Origin of the sequence: Pseudomonas sp. B21-053 (assembly GCF_026016365.1) — a bacterium.
In the GTDB taxonomy this organism is placed as follows: domain Bacteria; phylum Pseudomonadota; class Gammaproteobacteria; order Pseudomonadales; family Pseudomonadaceae; genus Aquipseudomonas; species Aquipseudomonas nunensis.
Map to the genome: position 1 here is coordinate 651,383 of NZ_CP087205.1, position 22,231 is coordinate 673,613.

Annotated in this window: 19 protein-coding genes and 1 pseudogene; 10 read left to right on the forward strand and 10 right to left on the reverse strand. The window is 59.9% G+C overall.

Translation table 11 applies throughout. The features are described from left to right. Window positions 1–4 precede the first annotated feature (4 nt). Both pncB and LOY68_RS02830 read right to left on the reverse strand, forming a co-directional pair. Window positions 5–1,228 carry a nicotinate phosphoribosyltransferase gene (gene pncB, locus LOY68_RS02825; RefSeq protein WP_054044090.1) on the reverse strand — a complete coding sequence of 408 codons (1,224 nt, stop codon included), beginning with the start codon at window positions 1,226–1,228 and terminating at the stop codon, window positions 5–7. A gap of 249 nt (window positions 1,229–1,477) precedes the next feature. Then, window positions 1,478–2,389, reverse strand: coding sequence for a LysR family transcriptional regulator (locus tag LOY68_RS02830; protein ID WP_265042734.1), 912 nt, complete (start codon window positions 2,387–2,389; stop codon window positions 1,478–1,480). 184 nt (window positions 2,390–2,573) lie between these two features. Between LOY68_RS02830 and LOY68_RS02835 the strand changes: the two genes are divergently transcribed. The 9 genes and pseudogenes from LOY68_RS02835 to LOY68_RS02875 all read left to right on the forward strand — a co-directional run bounded on the left by LOY68_RS02835 (window position 2,574) and on the right by LOY68_RS02875 (window position 13,751). Continuing rightward, entirely contained in the window at window positions 2,574–4,064 is a 1,491-nt protein-coding gene (locus tag LOY68_RS02835; protein ID WP_054044088.1) for an aldehyde dehydrogenase family protein, read from the forward strand. 156 nt (window positions 4,065–4,220) lie between these two features. Continuing rightward, a pseudogene (locus tag LOY68_RS02840) lies at window positions 4,221–5,503 on the forward strand (NAD(P)/FAD-dependent oxidoreductase). Between the two features lie 364 nt (window positions 5,504–5,867). Further along, window positions 5,868–7,001 carry a branched-chain amino acid ABC transporter substrate-binding protein gene (locus LOY68_RS02845; RefSeq protein ID WP_054044086.1) on the forward strand — a complete coding sequence of 378 codons (1,134 nt, stop codon included), beginning with the start codon at window positions 5,868–5,870 and terminating at the stop codon, window positions 6,999–7,001. Window positions 7,002–7,172: 171 nt separating this feature from the next. Next, window positions 7,173–8,087, forward strand: a complete 915-nt coding sequence (locus LOY68_RS02850) for an ABC transporter permease subunit (RefSeq protein WP_054044085.1) — start codon at window positions 7,173–7,175, stop codon at window positions 8,085–8,087. A 3-nt stretch (window positions 8,088–8,090) separates the two neighbouring features. After that, a complete protein-coding gene (gene livM, locus LOY68_RS02855) occupies window positions 8,091–9,374 on the forward strand; it encodes a high-affinity branched-chain amino acid ABC transporter permease LivM (RefSeq protein ID WP_265042737.1) in 1,284 nt (427 codons plus the stop codon). Beyond that, window positions 9,371–10,246, forward strand: a complete 876-nt coding sequence (locus LOY68_RS02860; protein WP_054044083.1) for an ATP-binding cassette domain-containing protein — start codon at window positions 9,371–9,373, stop codon at window positions 10,244–10,246. The genes livM and LOY68_RS02860 overlap by 4 nt, the downstream gene beginning before the upstream one ends. Next, window positions 10,243–10,959: an ABC transporter ATP-binding protein gene (locus LOY68_RS02865; protein ID WP_054044082.1), complete on the forward strand. Its 717-nt coding sequence runs from the start codon at window positions 10,243–10,245 to the stop codon at window positions 10,957–10,959. The genes LOY68_RS02860 and LOY68_RS02865 overlap by 4 nt, the downstream gene beginning before the upstream one ends. A gap of 944 nt (window positions 10,960–11,903) precedes the next feature. Then, the gene (locus tag LOY68_RS02870; protein WP_163908036.1) at window positions 11,904–12,671 is read left to right on the forward strand and encodes an SDR family oxidoreductase; all 768 of its coding nucleotides are present in this window, start codon (window positions 11,904–11,906) and stop codon (window positions 12,669–12,671) included. Window positions 12,672–12,845: 174 nt separating this feature from the next. Continuing rightward, window positions 12,846–13,751, forward strand: a complete 906-nt coding sequence (locus LOY68_RS02875) for a cation diffusion facilitator family transporter (protein WP_163908038.1) — start codon at window positions 12,846–12,848, stop codon at window positions 13,749–13,751. Between the two features lie 102 nt (window positions 13,752–13,853). Here the strand turns inward: LOY68_RS02875 and LOY68_RS02880 are convergent, their stop codons facing one another. From LOY68_RS02880 to LOY68_RS02910, 7 genes are all read right to left on the reverse strand, one after another. Then, window positions 13,854–14,981: an AGE family epimerase/isomerase gene (locus LOY68_RS02880; RefSeq protein WP_265042742.1), complete on the reverse strand. Its 1,128-nt coding sequence runs from the start codon at window positions 14,979–14,981 to the stop codon at window positions 13,854–13,856. Between the two features lie 165 nt (window positions 14,982–15,146). Continuing rightward, the gene (locus LOY68_RS02885) at window positions 15,147–15,719 is read right to left on the reverse strand and encodes a HupE/UreJ family protein (RefSeq protein WP_265042743.1); all 573 of its coding nucleotides are present in this window, start codon (window positions 15,717–15,719) and stop codon (window positions 15,147–15,149) included. A gap of 29 nt (window positions 15,720–15,748) precedes the next feature. Next, the gene (gene ureG, locus LOY68_RS02890; protein ID WP_054044077.1) at window positions 15,749–16,363 is read right to left on the reverse strand and encodes an urease accessory protein UreG; all 615 of its coding nucleotides are present in this window, start codon (window positions 16,361–16,363) and stop codon (window positions 15,749–15,751) included. Between the two features lie 38 nt (window positions 16,364–16,401). Further along, entirely contained in the window at window positions 16,402–17,076 is a 675-nt protein-coding gene (locus LOY68_RS02895; protein WP_265042745.1) for an urease accessory protein UreF, read from the reverse strand. Further along, on the reverse strand, window positions 17,073–17,573 hold the full coding sequence (gene ureE / locus LOY68_RS02900; protein WP_054044075.1) for an urease accessory protein UreE: 501 nt from the start codon (window positions 17,571–17,573) through the stop codon (window positions 17,073–17,075). The genes LOY68_RS02895 and ureE overlap by 4 nt, the downstream gene beginning before the upstream one ends. Window positions 17,574–17,822: 249 nt before the next feature. After that, window positions 17,823–18,455 carry a TetR family transcriptional regulator gene (locus LOY68_RS02905; protein ID WP_054044074.1) on the reverse strand — a complete coding sequence of 211 codons (633 nt, stop codon included), beginning with the start codon at window positions 18,453–18,455 and terminating at the stop codon, window positions 17,823–17,825. Window positions 18,456–18,614: 159 nt separating this feature from the next. Then, complete coding sequence (locus tag LOY68_RS02910; RefSeq protein ID WP_163908047.1) at window positions 18,615–19,127, reverse strand: hypothetical protein; 513 nt, start codon at window positions 19,125–19,127, stop codon at window positions 18,615–18,617. A 387-nt stretch (window positions 19,128–19,514) separates the two neighbouring features. Between LOY68_RS02910 and LOY68_RS02915 the strand changes: the two genes are divergently transcribed. Further along, window positions 19,515–21,590 carry an AsmA family protein gene (locus LOY68_RS02915; protein ID WP_163908048.1) on the forward strand — a complete coding sequence of 692 codons (2,076 nt, stop codon included), beginning with the start codon at window positions 19,515–19,517 and terminating at the stop codon, window positions 21,588–21,590. A gap of 105 nt (window positions 21,591–21,695) precedes the next feature. Here LOY68_RS02915 and LOY68_RS02920 read toward each other — a convergent pair whose 3' ends face one another. Continuing rightward, window positions 21,696–22,226 (reverse strand): ferritin-like domain-containing protein, encoded by a 531-nt coding sequence (locus tag LOY68_RS02920; RefSeq protein WP_054616379.1) that lies wholly within the window; start codon window positions 22,224–22,226, stop codon window positions 21,696–21,698. Window positions 22,227–22,231: the final 5 nt, after the last annotated feature.

The window sequence follows — 22,231 nt, forward strand, 5'->3', positions numbered from 1 at the left end:
GAATTCACTCCTTGCTAGAAATACTGGGAAGGGCAGGTACTTTGAAAACATGTCGCAAATAGGCGACGAAATTCGGGTCTTTGCAGTGAGTCTTGCCTGGCTCGTCGGAGATCTTCGCCACCGGTTGGCCGTTGCAGGCGGTCATTTTAAGCACGATGCTCATCGGTTCAACACCCGGAATATCACAGGTCAGGTTGGTGCCTATGCCGAAGCTGACATTGATCCGACCCCGTAATGCACGGAATATTTCCAGCGACTTGGGCAGCGTCAGGCTGTCGGAGAACACCAGCGTCTTGCTCATCGGGTCGATGCCGAGCTTGTGGTAATGGGCAATCGACTTTTCCGCCCAGAGCACCGGATCACCCGAGTCATGGCGCAAACCGTCGAAGAGCTTGGCGAAATACAGGTCGAAATCGCCGAGGAAGGCGTCGGTGGTGATGCAGTCGGTCAGGGCGATCCCCAGCAAACCGCGATACTCGCGGACCCAGCAATCGAGGGCGGCAATCTGGCTGTCGATCAACCGTGGACCAAGTTGCTGATGCGCCATGATCCACTCGTGGGCCATGGTGCCCAGCGGTTTCATGTCCAGCTCGCGGGACAGGTGCACGTTGCTGGTGCCGACGAAACGCCCAGGGAAGTCGTGCTTGAGCACGTTCACCACTTCTTCCTGCACACGGTACGAAAACCTGCGCCGCGTGCCGAAATCGGCTACCTGCAATTCGGATAATTCGTCGCTGCTGGCGTTGGCGGTCAGCCAGTCGAACTTGCGGTAGAGCTGCTCGCGCGCCTGCTCGAGGACGACTTCGCGGTAGCGATAGCGGTTACGCACTTCGCTGACGATTGCCAGCATCGGCACTTCGAACAAAATCACATGCAGCCACGGCCCACGCAGGCGGATGAACAACTCGCCGTTTTCGATGCCGGTGTGGACGTAGCGCAGATTGAAGCGGAACAACCCGAGAAAGCGCAGGAAATCCGGCTTCATGAAGCTGATGCGCTCGAGGAAACTCAACTGGTCGGCGCTCAGGCTCAACTCGGCCAGGCGTTCGATCTGGTAACGGATCTCCGCCAGGTACGGGCGCAGATCCTCACTGTTACGGCAACGAAACTCCCATTCGACTTCCACGTTAGGGTAGTTGTGCAGCACCGCCTGCATCATCGTCAGTTTGTAGAAGTCGGTGTCGAGCAGGTTCTGCACGATGCGATCGCCAAATACGCTCTCGCTCATAAGGGAATCTCCAGGCTGGCCGCGGCCCGTGGTCGCGACGTTTCAGCTGTATCAATGAATGGGGCTAGTGGCGCATATCGGCAGTGGTGATTGCCAGCGATTTTTTTGGCTGTAGCAGATCCTTGTGGGAGCGGGCTTGTGTGGCGAGGGTGCTTGCCCCCGTTCGGCTGCGCAGCAGTCGTCGTTTTTTAGGGCCGCTTCGCGACCCAACGGGGGCAAGCCCCCTCGCCACAGGTATCGCGTGCGGACTCAATTTTGTGGGGTATCCGGGCTATCAATCTGCTCCAGCATCCACTTCACAAAGTCCCGAACCTTGGGCACTTCCGCCGAATGTTCGGGGTAGGCCAGGTAATACGCGTCGGAGCTCGGCATCGCATGCTGCCAGGGTATGACCAGTTTGCCGTCGGCCAATTCCTCTTCCACCAGAAACCGTGGCAACAGCGCCACGCCGCAGCCCACTTGCGCGGCGCGGATGCACATATAAAAGGTTTCGAAGCGTGGGCCGTGGTAGCTGTGTTCGGTGTGGTAGCCCTGGCTGTCGAACCAGTCGTGCCAGGCCTGGGGCCGGGAGGCGTTTTGCAGCAGGACCAGGTCGGTGAGTTGCGTCGGATCGGTAAACGGCGTGTCCGGCAGGCTGCCCGGCGCACAGACCGGCACCAGCTCTTCGCCGAACAGCTTCAGGCTTTCGGTGCCAGGTCGCGAGCCCTGGCCGAAGTAGAACGCCAGGTCGCTGCGGCCTTGCAGCAGGTCGTCGGCTTCCTGCTCGCTGCACAAATCGAGGTGAATCGACGGATGACGCAGGCGCCAGCCTTTCAGGCGCGGCACCAGCCAGCGGGCGCCAAAGGTCGGTGGCGTTGAGACGCGCAGGACTTCGGTGTCACCGCCGTAGGAACGCAAGTAGTGGGTCGACATCTCGACCTGGGTGAGGATTTTTCGTACCTCCACCAGGTACAAATCACCTGCCGGGGTCATTTGCAGGCGTCGGCGCACCCGGCGGAACAGCAGGTGCTGCAGCAGCTCTTCGAGTTGCGCGACCTGTTTGCTGACGGCGCTCTGGGTCAGGTTCAGCTCTTCGGCGGCCCGGGTGAAGCTCAGATGCCGGGTCACGGCCTCGAAACACTGCAATGCGGTGATCGACGGCAAGTAGCGTTTATTCAGCATGGGTGGTCCTTTTTCTTGTATCTCTATGCTTTTCTTAACCGGCAGATGCGAAGCATGAATAAACGGAATGATATCTCGCTTAATGGTCGTTTGTTGGCTCGTCTCGGGGGCGCTACAACTACAGGTCTGATCAGCCGTGAAATTCCGGCTGCACGATTTCCGTTTTCTGCTTGAGGAGTGACCCATGGTTGCCGCATTGCTTGATCGTCTTGGTGTGAACCCGGCCCTGTACCAGAACGGCAAAGTGCCCGTGCATTCGCCGATCGATGGCAGCCAGATCGCTGCCGTGAACTGGGAAGGTGCCGCTGAAGTCGAGCAACACATCAGTCGCGCAGATCATGCGTTCGAATTGTGGCGCAAGGTCCCGGCACCGCGCCGTGGCGAACTGGTGCGCCAACTGGGCGATATCCTGCGTGAATACAAGGCCGATCTCGGTGAGCTGGTCTCCTGGGAAGCCGGCAAGATCACCCAGGAAGGCCTGGGCGAAGTTCAGGAAATGATCGACATCTGCGACTTCGCCGTCGGCCTGTCCCGCCAGTTGTACGGCTTGACCATCGCGTCCGAGCGTCCTGGCCACCACATGCGCGAAACCTGGCACCCGCTGGGCGTTGTCGGCGTGATCAGCGCGTTCAACTTCCCGGTCGCGGTCTGGGCCTGGAACACCACGCTGGCGCTGGTTTGCGGTAACCCGGTGATCTGGAAACCGTCAGAAAAAACCCCGCTGACCGCACTGGCCTGTCAGGCACTGTTCGACCGCGTGCTGAAAAACTTCTCCGACGCACCACCGCACCTCAGCCAAGTGATCATCGGCGGCCGCGATGCCGGCGAAGCGCTGGTCGATGACCCGCGTGTCGCGCTGATCAGCGCCACCGGCAGCACCCGTATGGGCCGCGAAGTGGCGCCGAAAATCGCCGCGCGCTTTGCTCGCAGCATCCTCGAACTGGGCGGCAACAACGCAATGATCCTCGGCCCAAGCGCCGACCTGGACATGGCCGTTCGCGCGATCCTGTTCAGCGCCGTCGGCACCGCCGGCCAGCGTTGCACCACCCTGCGTCGCCTGATTGCCCACGAATCGGTAAAAGAAGAAATCGTCACTCGCCTGAAGGCTGCGTACTCCAAGGTGCGCATCGGCAATCCGCTGGAAGGCAACCTGATCGGCCCGCTGATCGACAAAAACAGCTTCGAGAACATGCAGGAAGCGCTGGAACAAGCCTTGAGCGAAGGCGGTCGGGTGTTTGGCGGCAAGCGTCAACTGGAAGACAAGTTCCCGAATGCCTACTACGTATCCCCGGCGATCGTGGAAATGCCAGAGCAAAGCGACGTGGTTCGCGATGAAACCTTCGCGCCGATCCTCTATGTGGTGGGTTACACCGATTTCGCTGAGGCCCTGCGCCTGAACAACGCTGTACCGCAAGGCCTGTCGTCGTGCATCTTCACCACCGACGTGCGTGAAGCCGAGCAGTTCATGTCGGCGGTGGGCAGCGACTGCGGCATCGCCAACGTCAACATCGGCCCGAGCGGCGCGGAAATCGGCGGCGCGTTTGGTGGCGAGAAAGAAACCGGCGGTGGCCGTGAATCGGGCTCCGACGCATGGCGCGGCTACATGCGCCGCCAGACCAACACCGTGAACTATTCGCTGGAGTTGCCGTTGGCGCAGGGGATTACGTTCGATTAAGTCTCAAGTCGAACAGTGACCCCCTGTGGGAGCGAGCCTGCTCGCGAATGCGGTCTGTCAGTCACATCATTGTTGGATGTGCAGCCGTCTTCGCGAGCAGGCTCGCTCCCACATTGGAAGGTGTGTGTTGGTTAGGTTTCTGATTGGAGTCTGGCAATGCCGTTACGCGAAGAGTGTCTGTGGGAAAAACTGACGCCACAAAGGCCCGACAATGCGGCGCTCAAGGGTGAAGTGAAGGTCGATGTCTGCGTTATCGGCGCCGGGTTTACCGGGCTGTCGGCGGCGGTGCATTTGTTGGAGGCGGGTAAAAGCGTCTGCGTGCTGGAAGCCCATCGCGCCGGCCACGGCGGGTCCGGACGCAACGTCGGACTGGTCAACGCCGGGATGTGGATTCCGCCAGACGAGATCGAAGCCGGGTTCGGCGAAGCGGTCGGCAGTCAGCTCAACCGCATGCTCGGTGCGGCACCGTCCCTGGTGTTCAGCCTTGTGGACAAGTACAAAATCGATTGCCAATTGCGCCGCGAAGGCACGCTGCACATGGCGCACAACAGCCGTGGCGAAGCGGATCTGCGCAGTCGTGAAGAACAATGGAAACGTCGCGGAGCACCGGTCGAACTGTTGACCGGCCAGGCCTGCGAACAAGCCACCGGGACCAAAAGATCGCTGCCGCGTTGCTGGATCGACGTGCTGGCACGATCAACCCGATGGCCTACACCACCGGGCTGGCCAAAGCGGCCATCGCCCTCGGCGGTCAACTGTTCGATCATTCTCCGGTGACCCGACTCGAACGTCAGGGCCAAAAGTGGTCAGTGCAGACTGCGCGAGGCTCGGTACTCGCCGATCAAGTCGTGATCGCTTCCAACGCCTACACCGAAGGCGACTGGACTGAACTGCGGCGCAATTTCTTCCCCGGTTATTACTACCAAGTGGCCTCGGTCCCGCTGACCGACGACGCCGCGCAACAGATCCTGCCTGGTGGCCAGGGCTCCTGGGATACGCGCCAGGTCCTCAGCAGCATCCGTCGCGACAACGACGGACGCCTGCTGCTAGGCAGCCTCGGCAATGGCAATCAGAAGCCGACCTGGTTCCTGAAGGCCTGGGCCGATCGAGTCCAGCAGCATTATTTCCCCTACCTGAAACCGGTGGAGTGGGAATGCACCTGGACCGGTTGCATCGCATTTACTCCCGATCACTTGATGCGCCTGTTCGAACCGGCGCCCGGTTTAGTGGCAGTCACCGGTTACAACGGCCGGGGCGTGACAACTGGCACGGTAGTCGGTAAAGCCTTTGCCGACTATTTGTGTAACGGAAATCCTCAAGCGCTACCGATTCCGTTCGCACCGATGCAGCCCCTGGCCGGTGTCGGCTTGCGTAGCTGTCTGTATGAGGCCGGTTTTTCGCTGTATCACGCAGGCCAGTGCTTGCGGATCGTGATTTGATTGTTGAAATGTGTTGCTGGAAGCGGCGCTTTTTCGCGTAGCGACTAGCCTGTAATGGTGCGGGTTGTAGCAGTACCGCACCAGCAGTGTGCACTTCGGTGACGCACGTTGTTACAGGCTGGTTGCACGTCGTTTAGTGCCGCGGTTGCAATGATGGCGCGTGCGGGTTGCGCCTTTTTAAAATAATGGTTTCACCTCCCGCGGTTTAGACGGTTGCACGCCCAATGAAAATGGGATCGAAACAGTCGAAATAACAATAAAGCAGCGACTTTTTTCAGAATAAAAAACCGATGGCACGGCCCTTGCTCTGAGCAACCAGAGAAGTCGCAGTGCCAACTAAAAAAAAACCTTGGAGCACCACCTCATGTCCCAGACGTTTTACAAGAAAGGCTTTCTGGCCCTCGCAGTGGCAACTGCGTTGGGTGTTTCTGCGTTTGCACAAGCTGATGTGAAAATCGGTGTGGCAGGTCCAATGACTGGCGCCAACGCGGCATTTGGCGAGCAGTACATGAAGGGTGCACAGGCAGCAGCCGACGCGATCAACGCATCGGGCGGCGTCAACGGGGAAAAAATCGTACTGGTCAAGGGCGATGACGCCTGCGAACCGAAACAGGCTGTGACGGTCGCCAAGGACCTGACCAACCAGAAAGTCGCTGGCGTAGTCGGTCACTTCTGCTCCTCGTCGACCATCCCGGCCTCCGAGATCTACGACGAAGCGGGCATCATCGCGATCACTCCAGGTTCCACCAACCCACAAGTTACCGAACGCGGCCTGAGCGCCATGTTCCGTATGTGCGGGCGTGACGACCAGCAAGGCATCGTGGCCGGCGATTACATCGTCGACGTGCTCAAGGGCAAGAAAGTTGCCGTACTGCACGACAAAGACACCTACGGCCAAGGCCTGGCGGATGCCACCAAGGCTCAACTGGTCAAGCGCGGCGTAACGCCAGTGCTGTACGAAGGCCTGACCCGCGGCGAGAAAGACTTCAGCGCCGTGGTGACCAAGATCCGTGCGGCCGGTGCCGACGTGGTCTACTTCGGCGGCCTGCACCCAGAGGCGGGTCCACTGGTTAAACAGCTGCGTACCGAAGGCCTGAAAGACGTGAAATTCATGTCCGATGACGGCATCGTGACCGACGAACTGGTGACCACCGCTGGCGGCCCGCAATACGTCGACGGCGTGCTGATGACTTTCGGCGCTGACCCGCGCCTGCTGCCAGACAGCAAAACTGTCGTAGACGCTTTCCGCAAAGCCGGCACCGAGCCTGAAGGCTACACCCTGTACGCCTACGCTTCGGTCCAGACCCTGGCTGCTGCCTTCAACGGCTCCAAGTCCAACAGTGGCGAAAAAGCGGCCGAATGGCTGAAGAAAAACCCGGTCAAGACCGTCATGGGCGAGAAGACCTGGGACAGCAAGGGCGACTTGAAAGTCTCCGACTACGTGGTTTACCAGTGGGACAAGGACGGCAAATACCACCAGCTGGAAAAACAGAAGTGATATGACCTGCTGATTTGCCCGGCGCCTTGTGCGCCGGGCAGTCAAAGAACATGTCCGTGCAGTACCTGTCTTTTCTCGTAGAGCTGCACATAACCGTGTTGCACTGGTGGCTGAACCCCGGTCCGTTGCAACCCGCTTCTGTGCAGTCTCTCAAATGCGTGAGATTGCGTTATGGATGGTATTTTCCTGCAGCAACTGGTCAACGGCCTGACCCTCGGGTCGGTCTATGGCCTGATCGCCATCGGCTACACAATGGTCTATGGCATCATCGGCATGATCAACTTCGCCCACGGCGAGGTTTACATGATTTCCGCTTACCTCGCGGCAATCAGTCTGGCTCTGCTGGCTTACTTCGGTATTGAATCCTTCCCTCTGCTGATGCTCGGCACACTGGTCTTCACCATCATCGTCACCGCGGTGTATGGCTGGGTCATCGAGCGCGTCGCCTACAAACCGCTGCGCAACTCCACACGACTGGCACCGCTGATCAGCGCCATCGGTATTTCCCTGATCCTGCAAAACTACGCACAGATCGCCCAGGGCGCTCGTCAACAGGGTGTTCCAACCCTGCTGACCGGTGCATGGCGCGTTGAAGTGGGCACTGGCTTCGTCCAGCTGACCTACACCAAGATCTTTATTCTGGTGGCAGCGTTCGTCGGCATGGGCCTGCTGACCTATGTCATCAAGTACACCAAGCTCGGCCGCATGTGCCGCGCCACCCAGCAAGACCGCAAGATGGCCTCGATTCTGGGGATCAACACCGACCGCGTGATTTCCTACGTGTTCATCATCGGTGCAGCGATGGCGGCCCTCGCCGGCGTGCTGATCACCATGAACTACGGCACGTTCGACTTCTACGCAGGCTTCGTTATCGGGATCAAGGCGTTCACCGCCGCGGTACTCGGTGGCATCGGTTCGCTGCCTGGCGCGATGCTCGGCGGGATCATCCTCGGGATTTCCGAGTCGCTGTTTTCTGGTCTGGTGAACTCGGACTACAAAGACGTTTTCAGCTTCTCGCTGCTCGTTCTCGTTCTGGTCTTTCGGCCCCAAGGCCTGCTCGGCCGTCCTCTTGTGTCGAAGGTGTAAGCGATGTCTTCAACCACTAAAAAAACCATTGATCTCAAAAGAAGCCTGGTTGACGCGATTCTTGCCGGCCTCGTTGCCCTGATTGTGTTCGGCCCGATTGTCGGCGTGGTCCTCGACGGCTACGGCTTCAACCTGCAACCGACACGGGTGGCGTGGATTGTCGCCATCGTCATGGCTGGCCGCTTTGCCTTGAGCCTGTTCCTGCAAACCCCCAAGGGCCTGAGAATCCTCGAAGGCTTTGAAAGCACCGGCTCCGGGGTTCATGTACTGCCGCCCGATTACAAAACCCGTTTGCGCTGGATCGTGCCGCTGGTGATCGTTATCGCCGTGGTGTTCCCGTTCTTCTCCAACTCCTACCTGCTGGGAGTGGTCATCCTCGGGTTGATCTACGTGCTGTTGGGCCTGGGGCTGAACATCGTGGTCGGCCTGGCCGGCCTGCTCGACCTCGGTTACGTGGCGTTCTACGCCATCGGCGCCTATGGCTTGGCGCTCGGTTACCAATACCTCGGTTTGGGTTTCTGGACGGTGCTGCCACTGGCGGCGATCACCGCTGGCCTGGCCGGTTGCATCCTCGGTTTCCCGGTGTTGCGCCTGCACGGCGACTACCTGGCGATCGTGACCCTGGGCTTCGGTGAAATCATTCGCTTGGTCCTCAACAACTGGCTGTCCCTGACCGGCGGCCCGAACGGCATGCCGGCGCCATTGCCGACGTTCTTCGGCCTGGAGTTCGGTAAGCGAGCGAAGGACGGCGGGGTGCCTTTCCATGAGTTCTTCGGCATCGCCTACAACCCGGACGTGAAGTATTACTTCATCTACGCGGTGTTGTTCCTGGTGGTTCTGGCCGTGCTGTACATCAAGCATCGCCTGGTCAAGATGCCGGTCGGTCGCGCCTGGGAAGCCCTGCGTGAAGATGAAATCGCCTGTCGCTCCATGGGCCTGAACCACGTACTGGTCAAGCTCTCGGCGTTCACCATCGGCGCATCGACTGCCGGTTTGGCGGGTGTGTTCTTCGCGACCTATCAAGGCTTCGTCAACCCGACCTCGTTCACCTTCTTCGAATCGGCCCTGATCCTCGCCATCGTGGTACTCGGCGGCATGGGCTCGACCATCGGTGTGGTCATCGCGGCGTTCGTGCTGACGGTTGCCCCGGAGCTGCTGCGTGGCTTCGCGGAATACCGCGTGCTGCTGTTCGGCATCCTGATGGTGTTGATGATGATCTGGCGACCGCGCGGCCTGATTCGGATCAGCCGTACCGGTGTGACCCCGCGTAAAGGAGTAGCGCCATGAGCGAAGTCGTACTCTCGGTCGAGAAGCTGATGATGCACTTCGGCGGCATCAAGGCGTTGAGCGATGTCAGCCTCAAGGTCCACCGCAACTCGATTTTCGCTTTGATCGGCCCCAACGGCGCCGGCAAGACCACCGTGTTCAACTGCCTGACCGGTTTCTACAAGGCCTCGGGCGGCAAGATCGAACTCAGTGTGCGCGGCGAGAAGACCAATGTTATCCAGTTGCTGGGTGAATCGTTCAAACCGGTGGATTTCGTTTCGCCGAAATCCTTCTTCAGTCGTATGTACTACAAGATGTTCGGCGGCACCCATCTGGTGAACCGGGCCGGCCTGGCGCGGACCTTCCAGAACATTCGCCTGTTCAAGGAAATGTCGGTGCTGGAAAACCTGCTGGTGGCCCAACACATGTGGGTCAACCGCAACATGCTGGCGGGCATCCTCAACACCAAGGGTTACCGCAAGGCCGAAAGCGATGCGCTGGACCATGCGTTCTACTGGCTGGAAGTGGTCGATCTGGTGGACTGCGCCAACCGTCTGGCTGGCGAACTGTCTTACGGCCAGCAACGCCGTCTGGAAATCGCCCGCGCCATGTGCACGCGGCCGCAGATTATCTGCCTCGACGAACCGGCCGCCGGCCTCAACCCTCAGGAAACCGAAGCGCTGAGCGCGATGATCCGGCTGCTGCGCGACGAGCACGATCTGACCGTGGTGCTGATCGAACACGACATGGGCATGGTAATGAGCATTTCCGACCACATCGTGGTGCTGGACCACGGCATCGTCATCGCCGAGGGTGGGCCTGACGCCATTCGTAACGACCCGAAAGTGATTGCGGCCTACCTCGGCGCTGATGAAGAGGAAGTGGTGCTATGAGCCAACCCATCCTCGAACTGAAGGATCTGGACGTGTTTTACGGGCCTATCCAGGCCCTGAAGAAAGTCTCGCTGCACATCAACGAAGGCGAAACCGTCAGCCTGATCGGCTCCAACGGTGCCGGCAAGTCGACCCTGCTGATGTCGATCTTCGGCCAGCCCCGGGCGGCTGACGGGCAGATCATCTACCAGGGTGTGGACATCACCCACAAATCGTCCCACTACATCGCGTCCCACGGCATTGCGCAATCGCCGGAAGGGCGGCGGGTGTTCCCCGACATGACTGTCGAGGAAAACCTGCTGATGGGCACGATTCCGATTGGCGACAAGCACGCCAAGGAAGACATGCAGCGCATGTTCGAGCTGTTTCCGCGCCTTGAAGAGCGGCGTACCCAGCGGGCCATGACCATGTCCGGCGGCGAGCAGCAAATGCTCGCCATCGCGCGTGCACTGATGAGCCGGCCCAAGCTGTTGCTGCTCGACGAACCAAGCCTGGGCCTGGCACCGATCGTGGTGAAACAGATCTTCGCGACCCTGCGGGAGCTGGCGAAAACCGGCATGACCATCTTCCTGGTCGAGCAGAACGCCAACCACGCGCTGAAACTCTCGGATCGGGCGTACGTGATGGTCAACGGCGAGATCCGCCTCACAGGCACCGGCAAGGAGCTGCTGGTGAATGAGGAAGTGCGTAACGCTTATCTCGGCGGGCACTGAGTTCGACTGAGAAACACAAAGCCCCGGCGCGCAATCGCCGGGGCTTTTTTACATCCTCAGAACACTACAAATCCCCTGTGGGAGCGGGCTTGCTCGCGAAGGCGGCGTTTCAGCCACTTTGATGCTGGATGTGCCGCCGCCTTCGCGAGCAAGCCCGCTCCCACAGGTGTGTGTGGTGTGCTTTTGGGAAATTGTGGAAAACAATATTCACAAGCTCTCAAACCGCGACATAAAGCCGCTGCAAATAGTTGTTTTGTCACAGTTTTGACTTGTCCCCGTTTGCTGTGGAGCTGGCTGTGAATAACGTGGGAGTAGCTGGCTGCACGCCTTTAAAACCGTGGCTTGCAGGTGTGTGGTTGTTTTTTGATCAGGCGTTTTTCCCTGGGCATGAGCCGCCGTTGTCAACCTTTTTGTTGTGGGTCAAAAGTGCCAGAGCCGAGGTGTGCCAGCCTGTGGATAAGTCTGTGGTTAAACTCTGGAAAGACTCGGCTGAGGGCCGTCGTTGCTGGCTTGGCGCCATCGTCGGTTTGTGCGGCGGATCGTGCAAAATGCCATGGGCTACACGGTGGCCTCTTGAGGGTCAAGCAAAAAAGTTTCTATTCTGCTCGCAAAGCCTTATACACAGCGGCTTCCAGCTTTTGCACTTGCCCCCAAAGACTGTGGACCGGCCTGTGGATAACGTGCGCGCACATGGCTGCAAGCCACGGCGTATAAGGCGTGGCCACGGTTGATCACTTTTCATCCAGAAAACACAATCCATATAGGAGCTGCCGAAGGCTGCGATCTTTTGATCTTGCCTTTGCTTCGGTGGGGCCTGTGGAAAAAGATCGCAGCCTTCGGCAGCTCCTACGCCGGGATGGTTGCTGCTGCGGGCGAGGCCGGGCATGCTGGTTGCTGATTTTCTATTCCAATGGCTGCCGATCAGCCGAAGCAAGGAGAACACGATGTCCAACACCCTGTTTATCACCGGCGCGACGTCCGGTTTTGGTGAAGCCTGTGCCCGTCGTTTTGCCGAGGCTGGCTGGAAACTGGTGCTGACTGGCCGTCGTGAAGAGCGCCTCAACGCCCTGTGCGCCGAGTTGTCGAAGCAGACTGAGGTGCATGGCCTGGTGCTCGACGTGCGTGATCGCAAGGCCATGGAGGAGGCGATTGCTAACCTGCCGCCGTCCTTCGCCAAGTTGCGCGGGCTGATCAACAACGCGGGCCTGGCCCTGGGCGTGGACCCGGCGCCCAAGTGCGATCTGGACGACTGGGACACCATGGTCGATACCAACATCAAGGGCCTGATGTACAGCACTCGGCTGCTGCTGCCGCGCCTGATCGCTCATGGTCGTGGCGCCGGCATCGTCAACCTCGGCTCCATCGCCGGCAACTATCCGTACCCGGGCAGCCACGTGTATGGCGCGAGCAAGGCGTTCGTCAAACAGTTCTCCCTGAACCTGCGCTGCGACCTGCAAGGCACTGGCGTGCGCGTCAGCAACATCGAACCGGGCCTGTGCGAGAGCGAGTTTTCGCTGGTGCGTTTCGCTGGTGACCAGGAGCGTTACAACGCCACCTACGCCGGTGCCGAGCCGATCCAGCCGCAGGACATTGCCGATACGATTTTCTGGGTCTTGAATGCGCCAGCGCACATCAACATCAACAGCCTGGAACTGATGCCTGTGAGCCAGACCTGGGCGGGTTTTTCGATTGAGCGTAATGCCAAGGGTTAAGACCGAGTAGCGGCTATTCGCGAGCAGGCTCGCTCCCACATTGGAATGCATTCTCCTGTGGGAGCGAGCCTGCTCGCGAAGGGGCCGGAACTGGCAAAACAGCGCATAAGGTAGACTCCTCCCCCAACAACCCCGCCGCACCCCGCGGTTTTCAAGGTTTTCAGAGGAGGCTACGTGAGTAACCGAGGTGAGCAGTCGCTGCTCAAACAATCAACGATCCTGATGTTCGCCGTGGCGATCGCCGGGATCGTTACCGGTTTTATTTCGGGTGCCCAGTCCATCCTGTTCGATGGTTTTTTCTCGTTGATCGCGACCTTTATCAAGGTCCTGATGCTGATCACCGCCAAACTGATCGCCAAGGAAAGCAACCACCGCTTCCAGTTCGGCTTCTGGCATTTGGAGCCGATGGTGTTGCTGATCGAAGGCAGTTTCCTGTTTCTGATCGCGATTTACGCCTTTCTCAACGGTGTGTTTGGCATTATCAATGGCGGCCGCGAGATCGAGCTGGGGCTGGTGATCATCTACGCGGCGGTATTTACCGTCGTCGAGTTCGCGTACTTCTTCTACGTGCGCCATCGCAATCGCAAGCTCAAATCCACGCTGATCCAGTTCGATAACATCAGCTGGCTGGTGGACGCGATGCTTTCGGTGGGCCTGCTGGTGAGTTTCCTCACCGCGCTGCTGCTCAAGTCCCAGGGGTACGGCCAGTGGGCGGTGTACGTCGACCCATTGATCCTGATTCTGTTGGCGCTAAGCATGTTGCCACCGGCCTTCAAGATCCTGCGTCCGGCGCTACGCGACGTGTTGGGAATAGTGCCGGATCAACTGAATGACAAAGTGCGCCAAGTGATGGACGCGGCCAAGGTCGAGCATGGTTTCGACGACTACATCTCTTACGTGCAGAAGCACGGACGGGCGCGGTTTATCGAGATTCATGTGGTGTTGCCGGCGGATTACCGACTAGAAAGCGTTGGGCAACTGGATGTGCTGCGCGAGGATATTTCCGCGAAGTTGGGTCAGGCGGATGCGGCGCGATGGCTGACCATCAGTTTTACCGGGGACAGGAAGTGGATTGCGTGACAGATCGGTGACCTCTTCGAGGTCATTCGCGAGCAGGCTCGCTCCCACAAGGGACCGCATTCCAATGTGGGAGCGAGCCTGCTCGCGAAAGCGATCTCGAACTCAGCGCAAATATTCAACCAACCCACGATAACAAGTCGCCAAATGATAAGGCGTGGTCGAAGGCATGTCCTTGCGGCTGACTTCGCCCACGGCATCACGACACTCATGCCAGCCACCCTCATGCAGGAACTGCTGCTGCAACGCCTGCAACTGGCGCAGCACCGCTACTTCGCTGCTCGGCCGCAAGGTCAGCGCCCGCAGATACTCGGCCTGAGCCCAGATTCTTTCGGTGCCATCCTTCGGGCAGCCATCCAGATCGAGCATCGCCCGAACCGCGCTGGTCTGTGGATCGACACCCAATTGCTCGGTGAGCGCAAAAGCGCGATCCAGAGAAGCATGCAGCGCCGATCCACGCAGCAATGGCGAGGATTCCAGCAGGAAATACCATTCGAATTGATGCCCCGGTTCGAACCAGTTATCCACAGCCCCGAGGGGTTTTTCCATCAGCACGCCGGTCTGCGGATCGATGAAGTGCTTCTGCATGGCTGTGCATAACTCGACGAGCGCGCCTTGGGCGGCGGCGTCTTCGCGAACGGAAAGGGTCGCGAGGAAGGCTTCGGCCAAATGCATCAGCGGGTTCTGCAATGGCCCGGTCTGGAGCGAGGACCAGTCGCGCTCAAGGCACGCTTCGTACAGACCGTCGTCCGTGGCGAAGCGCTGGGAGATGACTTCCAGTGCGGCGTTGAGCACCGACTCCACCAGCGGCTCGCGAACCTTGTCCCAGTAATGGGCACAGGCGAACAGGATGAAGGCGTGGGTGTAGAGGTCTTTGCGCTGATCCAGCGGCGCGCCTTGCGGGTCGATGCTGTAGAACCAGCCGCCGTGCTCGGCGTCGTGGAAATGCTGCTGCAAGGAACGGAACAGCGCCGCCGCACGTTCCTGAGCTGCCGGCACCTGGCCGATCAGGCTCGAAAACAGATACAGCTGACGGGCGCAGGCCATGGCGCGATAGCGTTGCGGTGGCAAAGGTTGATGCCCGGCGTCCAGCGCTTCATACGGCAGCGCCATCTCGGCATTCCAGCCGGGGCCTTGCCAGAGCGGCACGATCACGTCCTGGAAGTGCTGTTGCACCGAGGCGAACAGGGCGGTCAATTCAGGCTGGGAGGCAGAGCGGGAAACAGGTGGCATTGGCTGGCGTCGTCACGGCAGGGGCGATTGCGCGACATGTTAGCAGCCTGAGAGAGGCGGTGTCTGTCAGGCCGCCTTCGCGAGCAGGCTCGCTCTCACATGGGAACGCATTCCAATGTAGGAGCGAGGCTTGCCCGCGAAGAGGCCAGTACAGCCAACAAAGAATCAGCCCGCCAACAACCAGACCCCAGTCGCCGCCGAAGCCGCACCCGCCATACGAATCAACGGCGCCGCCGCTTGCGGCAGAACACGAACCACCGCGTAACCCAAACCATGCAACGCCGCAGTCGCCGCCACAAATCCTGCGGCATACGCCCAAGGGCTCGACATGTCCGGCAATTCCAGACCGTGGGCCACGCCATGGAACAACGCAAACAGCGCCGTCGCGCCAACGGCCACGCTCAACGGCGGACGCACCGCCAGCGCCACGGCCAGGCCCAGCGCCAGCACCGACGCGGCAATCCCGCTTTCCATCGCCGGCAGGTTCAACCCTTCAAAACCCAGCAAGCCGCCGATCAGCATGGTGCCGACGAACGTGCACGGCAGCGCCCAACGCGCCGCGCCTTTTTGCTGCGCGGCCCACAATCCCACGGCGACCATCGCCAGCAGGTGATCGATGCCGCCAATCGGGTGGCTGATGCCGGCGATCAAGCCGTTATCGCCATGGCCCGGGTGGGCGAAGGCGATGGCCGGGGTCAGCAGCAGGGCCAGGGCGCCCAGGATGTGTTTCAGTGTCATGGATAAGCTTCCTTGTTGATAAGTCGTGATCAGGCTGCGGTCAGCAGGCCCTGGCGTTCGATGAAGGCGATGATGTCTTCCAGGCCCAGGCCGGTTTTCTGGTTGCTGAAGACGAACGGCTTGCCGTTGCGCATGCGCTTGGTGTCGCTGTCCATCAGTTCCAGCGAGGCACCTACCATGGGCGCGAGGTCGACCTTGTTGATCACCAGCAGATCGGATTTGCAGATCCCCGGCCCGCCCTTGCGCGGCAACTTGTCGCCGGCCGAAACGTCGATCACATAAATCGTCAGGTCCGACAGCTCCGGGCTGAAGGTCGCCGAGAGGTTGTCGCCGCCCGACTCGACGATGATCAGGTCCAGTCCCGGAAAGCGCCGGTTCAACTGATCCACGGCTTCAAGGTTGATCGAAGCGTCTTCGCGGATCGCCGTGTGCGGGCAGCCACCGGTTTCCACGCCGATGATCCGTTCTGGCGCCAGGGCTTCATTGCGCACCAGAAAATCGGCGTCTTCGCGGGTGTAGATGTCGTTGGTCACGACCGCCAGGTTGTAGCGATCGCGCAAGGCCAGGCACAGGGCCAGGGTCAGGGCGGTTTTGCCGGAGCCGACCGGGCCGCCGATGCCGACGCGCAGAGGTTGTGTGTTCATACAGCTTCTCCAAAATTAAAAGCCCAAAATAACGGGCCCTAGGAACGGAACAGGCGGCTGTACTGGCGCTCATGGGCCATGCACGCCAGGGAAAGGCCGAACGCGGCGCTGCCATAGTGTTCGGGATCGATTCGGGTGGCGTTGTGCTGGGCTTCCTGCAACAGCGGCAGCAACTGACTGGTCAGGCGCTGTGCGGCTTGCTGGCCCAGTGGCAGGGTTTTCATCAACACCGCCAATTGGTTTTCCAGCCAGCTCCAGAGCCACGCGGCCAAAGCATCTTGTGGACTGATGCCCCAGGCGCGAGCCGCCAGGGCCCAGCCGAGGGCCAGGTGCGGTTCGGGACGTTGTTCGAGAAAGGCCCGGGCCGGCGCATCGAGTTCCGGCAAACCGTTGAGCAGTTGCTGCAACGAATAGCCCATCTGCCGACTTTCCTGATGCAACTCGCGGGTTTCGCGGCTGGCGCGATGTTCCTCGCAGCGTTGCAGCAGTTCGGCCCAGTTGTCGTGCGAGGCGGCCACGCAATGGGCGAGCAGCAACGGCGCTTCAAAGCGTGCGAGGTTGAGCAGCAACTGATCACTGATCCAGCGCCGGGCGCTGTCGGCATCTGTCACGCGGCCGTTATCCACAGCCATTTCCAAACCTTGGGAATAGCTGTAGCCGCCAATCGGCAACTGCGGACTGGCCAGGCGCAGCAGCGCCCAGGCTGGGTTCATAGACGTACGCCGAACTGGTGCAGCTTCGGCGGATAGTTGAAGTCTTCATCACCGTGGCGCGAGTGGTGATGGCCGCCTCCGTAGGCGCCGTGTTCCGGCTGGAACGGCGCTTCGATATTTTCGACCTTGGCATCCAGCTGTTCGAGCATGGCCTTGAGCACGTAATCGTCGAGCAGGCGCAACCAGCCGTCACCAACTTGCAGGGCGACGTGGCGGTTGCCCAGGTGATAGGCGGCGCGGGTCAGTTCGAACGCATTGGCGCAGGTGACGTGCAGCAGTTGTTCGGGGCGGGCGCAGACGCGGACGATGCGCCCGTCTTCGGCCTGGAGACACTCGCCGTCATACAGCGGTGGCTGGCCGCGCTCCAAAAACAACCCGACGTCTTCTTGCTCGGCACTGAAACAGCGCAAGCGGCTTTTGCTCCGGGCTTCGAAGGTCAGGTGCAACTCGGCGGCCCAGACGGGTTGAGGGTCGATTCTGCGGTGAATCACCAGCATCGGAAAGCTTCCAGCAAAGGACAATGCTCAGGCTAGAGCAAGGGGCTTGCCAATCGGGCGATACGTAGGAAAACCCTGTCGGAGCGTAGTAGTTGTTGCAGGATGTTGCAGGGTTTTGAGTCATGTTGGTGCGTGAAGGATTCTTCATGCACTGATTTGCGGCGCAAAAAAAGATCGCAGCCTTCGGCAGCTCCTACAGAACACTGCGATTCATGTAGGAGCTGCCGAAGGCTGCGATCTTTTGAGGCATTACTCCGTGCTGCCGAGACCTTGCCAATGTTTGAGGCCGATGAAGATAAAGCGCAGCTGCTGGGTGATTTTCGCCTGAGGTGTCAGGTGCTCGGGCAACGCTTCCAGCGGCGGATCGATGATATCCGGCAAGGTCGCAAACACACTTTTAACGATCAGGTCAGCCATCACGCTCAGGCCGGCAATGTCCAGATGCTGCAACTTGGGCATCAATGACAAATCCGCCGCGAGGTCGGAGCTGATATCTTCGCGCAAGCGGCCAATGGCCTGGCGCACCGGCAGCGAGCCGCCGTACTGCTCGCGGGCAAGAAACAGGAATTGCGAACGGTTGGCGCTGACCACATCGAGAAAGATCCGCACCGACGCATCAATGATGCCGCCCATGACGAATTCGTTGTGGCGGACCAGGCGGATGGTTTCGCGGAAGGTTTGGCCGACTTCACTGACCAGCACCAGGCCCAGTTCGTCCATATCGGCAAAGTGCCGGTAGAAACCGGTGGGCACGATCCCGGCGGTTTTCGCCACTTCGCGCAGGCTCAGGCTGCCGAATCCTCGGCCGCATTCCATCAAATGGCGGGCGGCGTCCATCAGGGCGTTGCGGGTCTGTTGTTTCTGTTCGGCGCGGGGCAGCATCGCAAGGGTGTTTTCTGGAAAGGACAGCGGCGCACTCTAGCAAATCGGCTTTGCCGGCGTCGAACGGGGATCGGGGGGTCAAGCGAGGAGAAGTGTGGCTCTATATAAAGTCAAAAGCCCAATCCGGGGATTGGGCTTTTTTTCAGGGCCGCCATGGGCTCAGCTCAAAGCGCTGTTGCGTTCGATTACACGGTCACCACCACCTTCAGCAAGGGTTTGGCCTTGTGGGGTGCGGTCCGAACCATCAGCAGCGAGGGTTTGGCCTTGTGGAGTGCGGTCCGAACCATCAGCAGCGAGGGTTTGGCCCTGTGGAGTGCGATCGGAACCGTCGGCAGCCAGGGTTTGGCCTTGTGGAGTGCGATCCGAACCGTCAGCAGCAAGGGTTTGGCCTTGTGGAGTGCGGTCGGAACCGTCAGCCGCCAGGGTTTGACCTTGTGGGGTTTTGTCGTAGCCGTCTTGGGTGATCAAGCCTTTTTCTTTCAGGCGATCATTACCACCTTCGGCAAGGGTCTGGCCTTGTGGAGTGCGATCCGAACCATCGGCTGCGACGGTTTGGCTGAACACCGAGTGGCTGTCTTTGACTTGTGGTGTGGCTTGATCAGCAGCTGGCAAAGCAAAAGCAGTGCTGGCTAGCATCGAAAGGGTCAGGCTAAGCAGTAATTGGCGTTTCATGATGGGTTGCTCCTTGGGAGGGCGATAAAGTGGGTACGAGGGCAATGCTACTCTCGATAAGTCGATATAAAAGTTCATAAACGCAATGGTAATAATCAACAGAATTGATTGTTTGACGCAGAGGCTCTAGAACGGGCGTTTCCGGCGGGCCGTTTTGCACTGAGGTGGGTATTTTCGACTCACTCGTGCCGCACAAAAGTGCGGGACCGGTAACGCCAGAAGCGGGCGCACTGTGTCCGCGGCCGATTATTTGAGCGTTAAGAGGCATTTCAGTTAAACCTGCGAGCCATTTCCCAGTCGTAGATTTCATGGCAGGCCGGTTCTGGCCTACCGTTTCAAACGTGCGTCGCAGTCAGGGCGCTCAGTCGTATTCAGGAGCCCTGTGCAATGACGCGCACTTCAAAAATAATCACTTGGACCCTCGCCAGCCTGGTTGTCCTGCTGGCAATCCTGGTTCTGATCATCGTGTTCTTCGATTGGAACCGGATCAAACCGCCGCTCAATGCCAAAGTCTCCGAAGAACTGCATCGTCCGTTCGCCATTAATGGCAACCTCGCGGTGGTGTGGCGGCGCGAGCTCGATGAAGGCGGCTGGCGCGCCTGGGTGCCGTGGCCGCATGTGGTGGCCGAGGACTTGAGCCTGGGCAACCCGGACTGGTCGAAGCAGCCGCAGATGGTCACCCTCAAGCGCGTCGAGTTGCGCATCTCGCCGCTGGCCTTGTTGGCGCAGCGCGTAGTGATCCCGCGCATTGACCTGACCGAGCCGAACGCCGACCTCCAGCGCCTGGCCGATGGCCGCGCGAACTGGACGTTCAAGTTCGACCCCAAAGACCCGAACGCCGAACCGTCGAATTGGGTGGTGGACATCGGCGCCATCGGCTTCGACAAGGGCCACGTCACCCTTGACGACCAAAACCTGAAAACCCAGCTGGACGTGCTGATTGATCCGTTGGGCAAACCGATTCCGTTCAGCGACATCGTCGGTGACAAAGCGGCGAAAACCGCAGTCGAGAAGGGCGGTGCGCCTCAGGACTACGCGTTCGCGATCAAGGTGAAGGGCCAATACCATCAACAGAAACTCGCCGGTGAAGGCAAGATCGGTGGCCTGCTGGCGTTGCAAGACGCGGCCAAGCCGTTTCCGCTGCAAGCCCAGGTGAAGATCGCCGACACCAGCGTCGAACTGGCGGGCACCCTGACCGACCCGCTGAACCTCGGCGCGTTGGACCTGCGCCTGAAACTCGCTGGCAGCAGCCTGGCTAACTTGTATCCGCTGACCGGCGTGACCCTGCCGGACTCGCCGCCCTACGCCACCGACGGTCACTTGACCGCCAAGCTGCATGACCCGGCCGGTGCGCAGTTCCGCTATGAAGGCTTCAACGGCAAGATCGGCAATAGCGACATTCACGGTGACCTGGCTTACGTCGCCAGTCAGCCACGGCCCAAACTCAGCGGTTCGCTGGTCTCCAATCAATTGTTGTTTGCCGACCTCGCGCCGTTGATCGGCGCCGATTCCAACGCCAAACAAAAGGCCCGTGGCGGTGAAAGCAAGCAGCCAGCGGACAAAGTGCTGCCGGTCGAGGAGTTCAAGACCGAGCGCTGGCGGGATATGGACGCGGATGTCGAATTCACCGGCAAGCGCATCGTCCACAGCGAAAAACTGCCGTTCACCGATCTCTATACCCACTTGGTGCTGACTGACGGCGTGCTGAGCCTGGAGCCCCTGCGTTTCGGCGTGGCCGGCGGCAAGCTCGATGCGCAGATTCGCCTGAATGGCCGCACCGAACCGCTGGAAGGCCAGGCGAAGCTCACGGCGCGGGGCTTCAAGTTGAAGCAGTTGTTCCCGACCTTCGAGCCGATGAAAACCAGTTTCGGCGAATTGAACGGCGACGCGGATATCTCCGGTCGCGGTAACTCGGTGGCCAAGTTGCTGGGCACTTCAAACGGCAAGCTGAAAATGTTGATCAACGACGGTGCGATCAGCCGCGAGTTGATGGAGCTGGCTGGGCTCAACGTTGGCAACTACGTGGTCGGCAAGATCTTTGGCGACAAGGAAGTGAAGATCAACTGCGCCGCGGCGGACTTCGACATCAAGACCGGCCTGGCGACCACGCAGTTGTTTGTCTTCGATACCGAGAACGCGATCATCTACATCGATGGCACCGCGAACATGGCCACTGAGCTACTGGACTTGACTATCACCCCGGAATCCAAGGGCTGGCGTTTGATTTCGTTGCGCTCGCCGCTGTACGTGCAGGGCAAGTTCATCAAGCCGAGTGCCGGGGTGAAAGCCGTGCCTTTGCTGTTGCGCGGTGCGGGGATGGTGGCGCTGGGCGTGATTGCTGCGCCGGCGGCGGGGTTGCTGGCGCTGGTGGCGCCGAGTGGTGGCGAACCCAACCAGTGTGCGCCGTTGCTGGAGCAGATGAGGGCGGGCAAGGCGCCGGTTACCGTCAAGCCAACCAAGTAAATAGGCGGCGTCTGTGAAGACGCCTTCGCGGGCAAGCCTCGCTCCTACAGGTTCGGTGATCCCCTGTAGGAGCGAGGCTTGCCCGCGAAAGCGATCTACCAGGTGTTACAAATCTTTCAGAATGTCGGCCATATCGTCGGCATGCTCTTCTTCCTGAGCCAGGATGTCTTCGAAGATGCGCCGTGTGGTCGGGTCTTTTTCGCCGATGTACTGGATGATCTCGCGGTAGCTGTCGATGGCAATCCGCTCGGCGACCAGGTCTTCGTAGACCATCTCCTTGAGGTTGTTGCCGGCCACGTATTGAGCGTGGGAGTTTTTCGACAGCAGGTCGGGGTTGAACTCCGGCTCACCGCCCAGTTGCACGATGCGCTCGGCCAGACGGTCGGCGTGTTCGGCTTCCTGGTTCGCGTGTTCGAGGAATTCGTCGGCGGCCACGTGGGCCTTGAGGCCGTTGGCCATGAAGTAGTGGCGCTTGTAGCGCAACACGCAGACCAGTTCAGTGGCCAACGATTCATTCAGCAGGCGCAGCACCTCGTCTAGGTCGGCGCTGTAGCTTTCGGTCACGGCACCGTTTTCGACGTTCTGGCGGGCGCGTGCACGCAGGGTGGTTACATCAGACAAATGCATGTCGCTCATCTCGA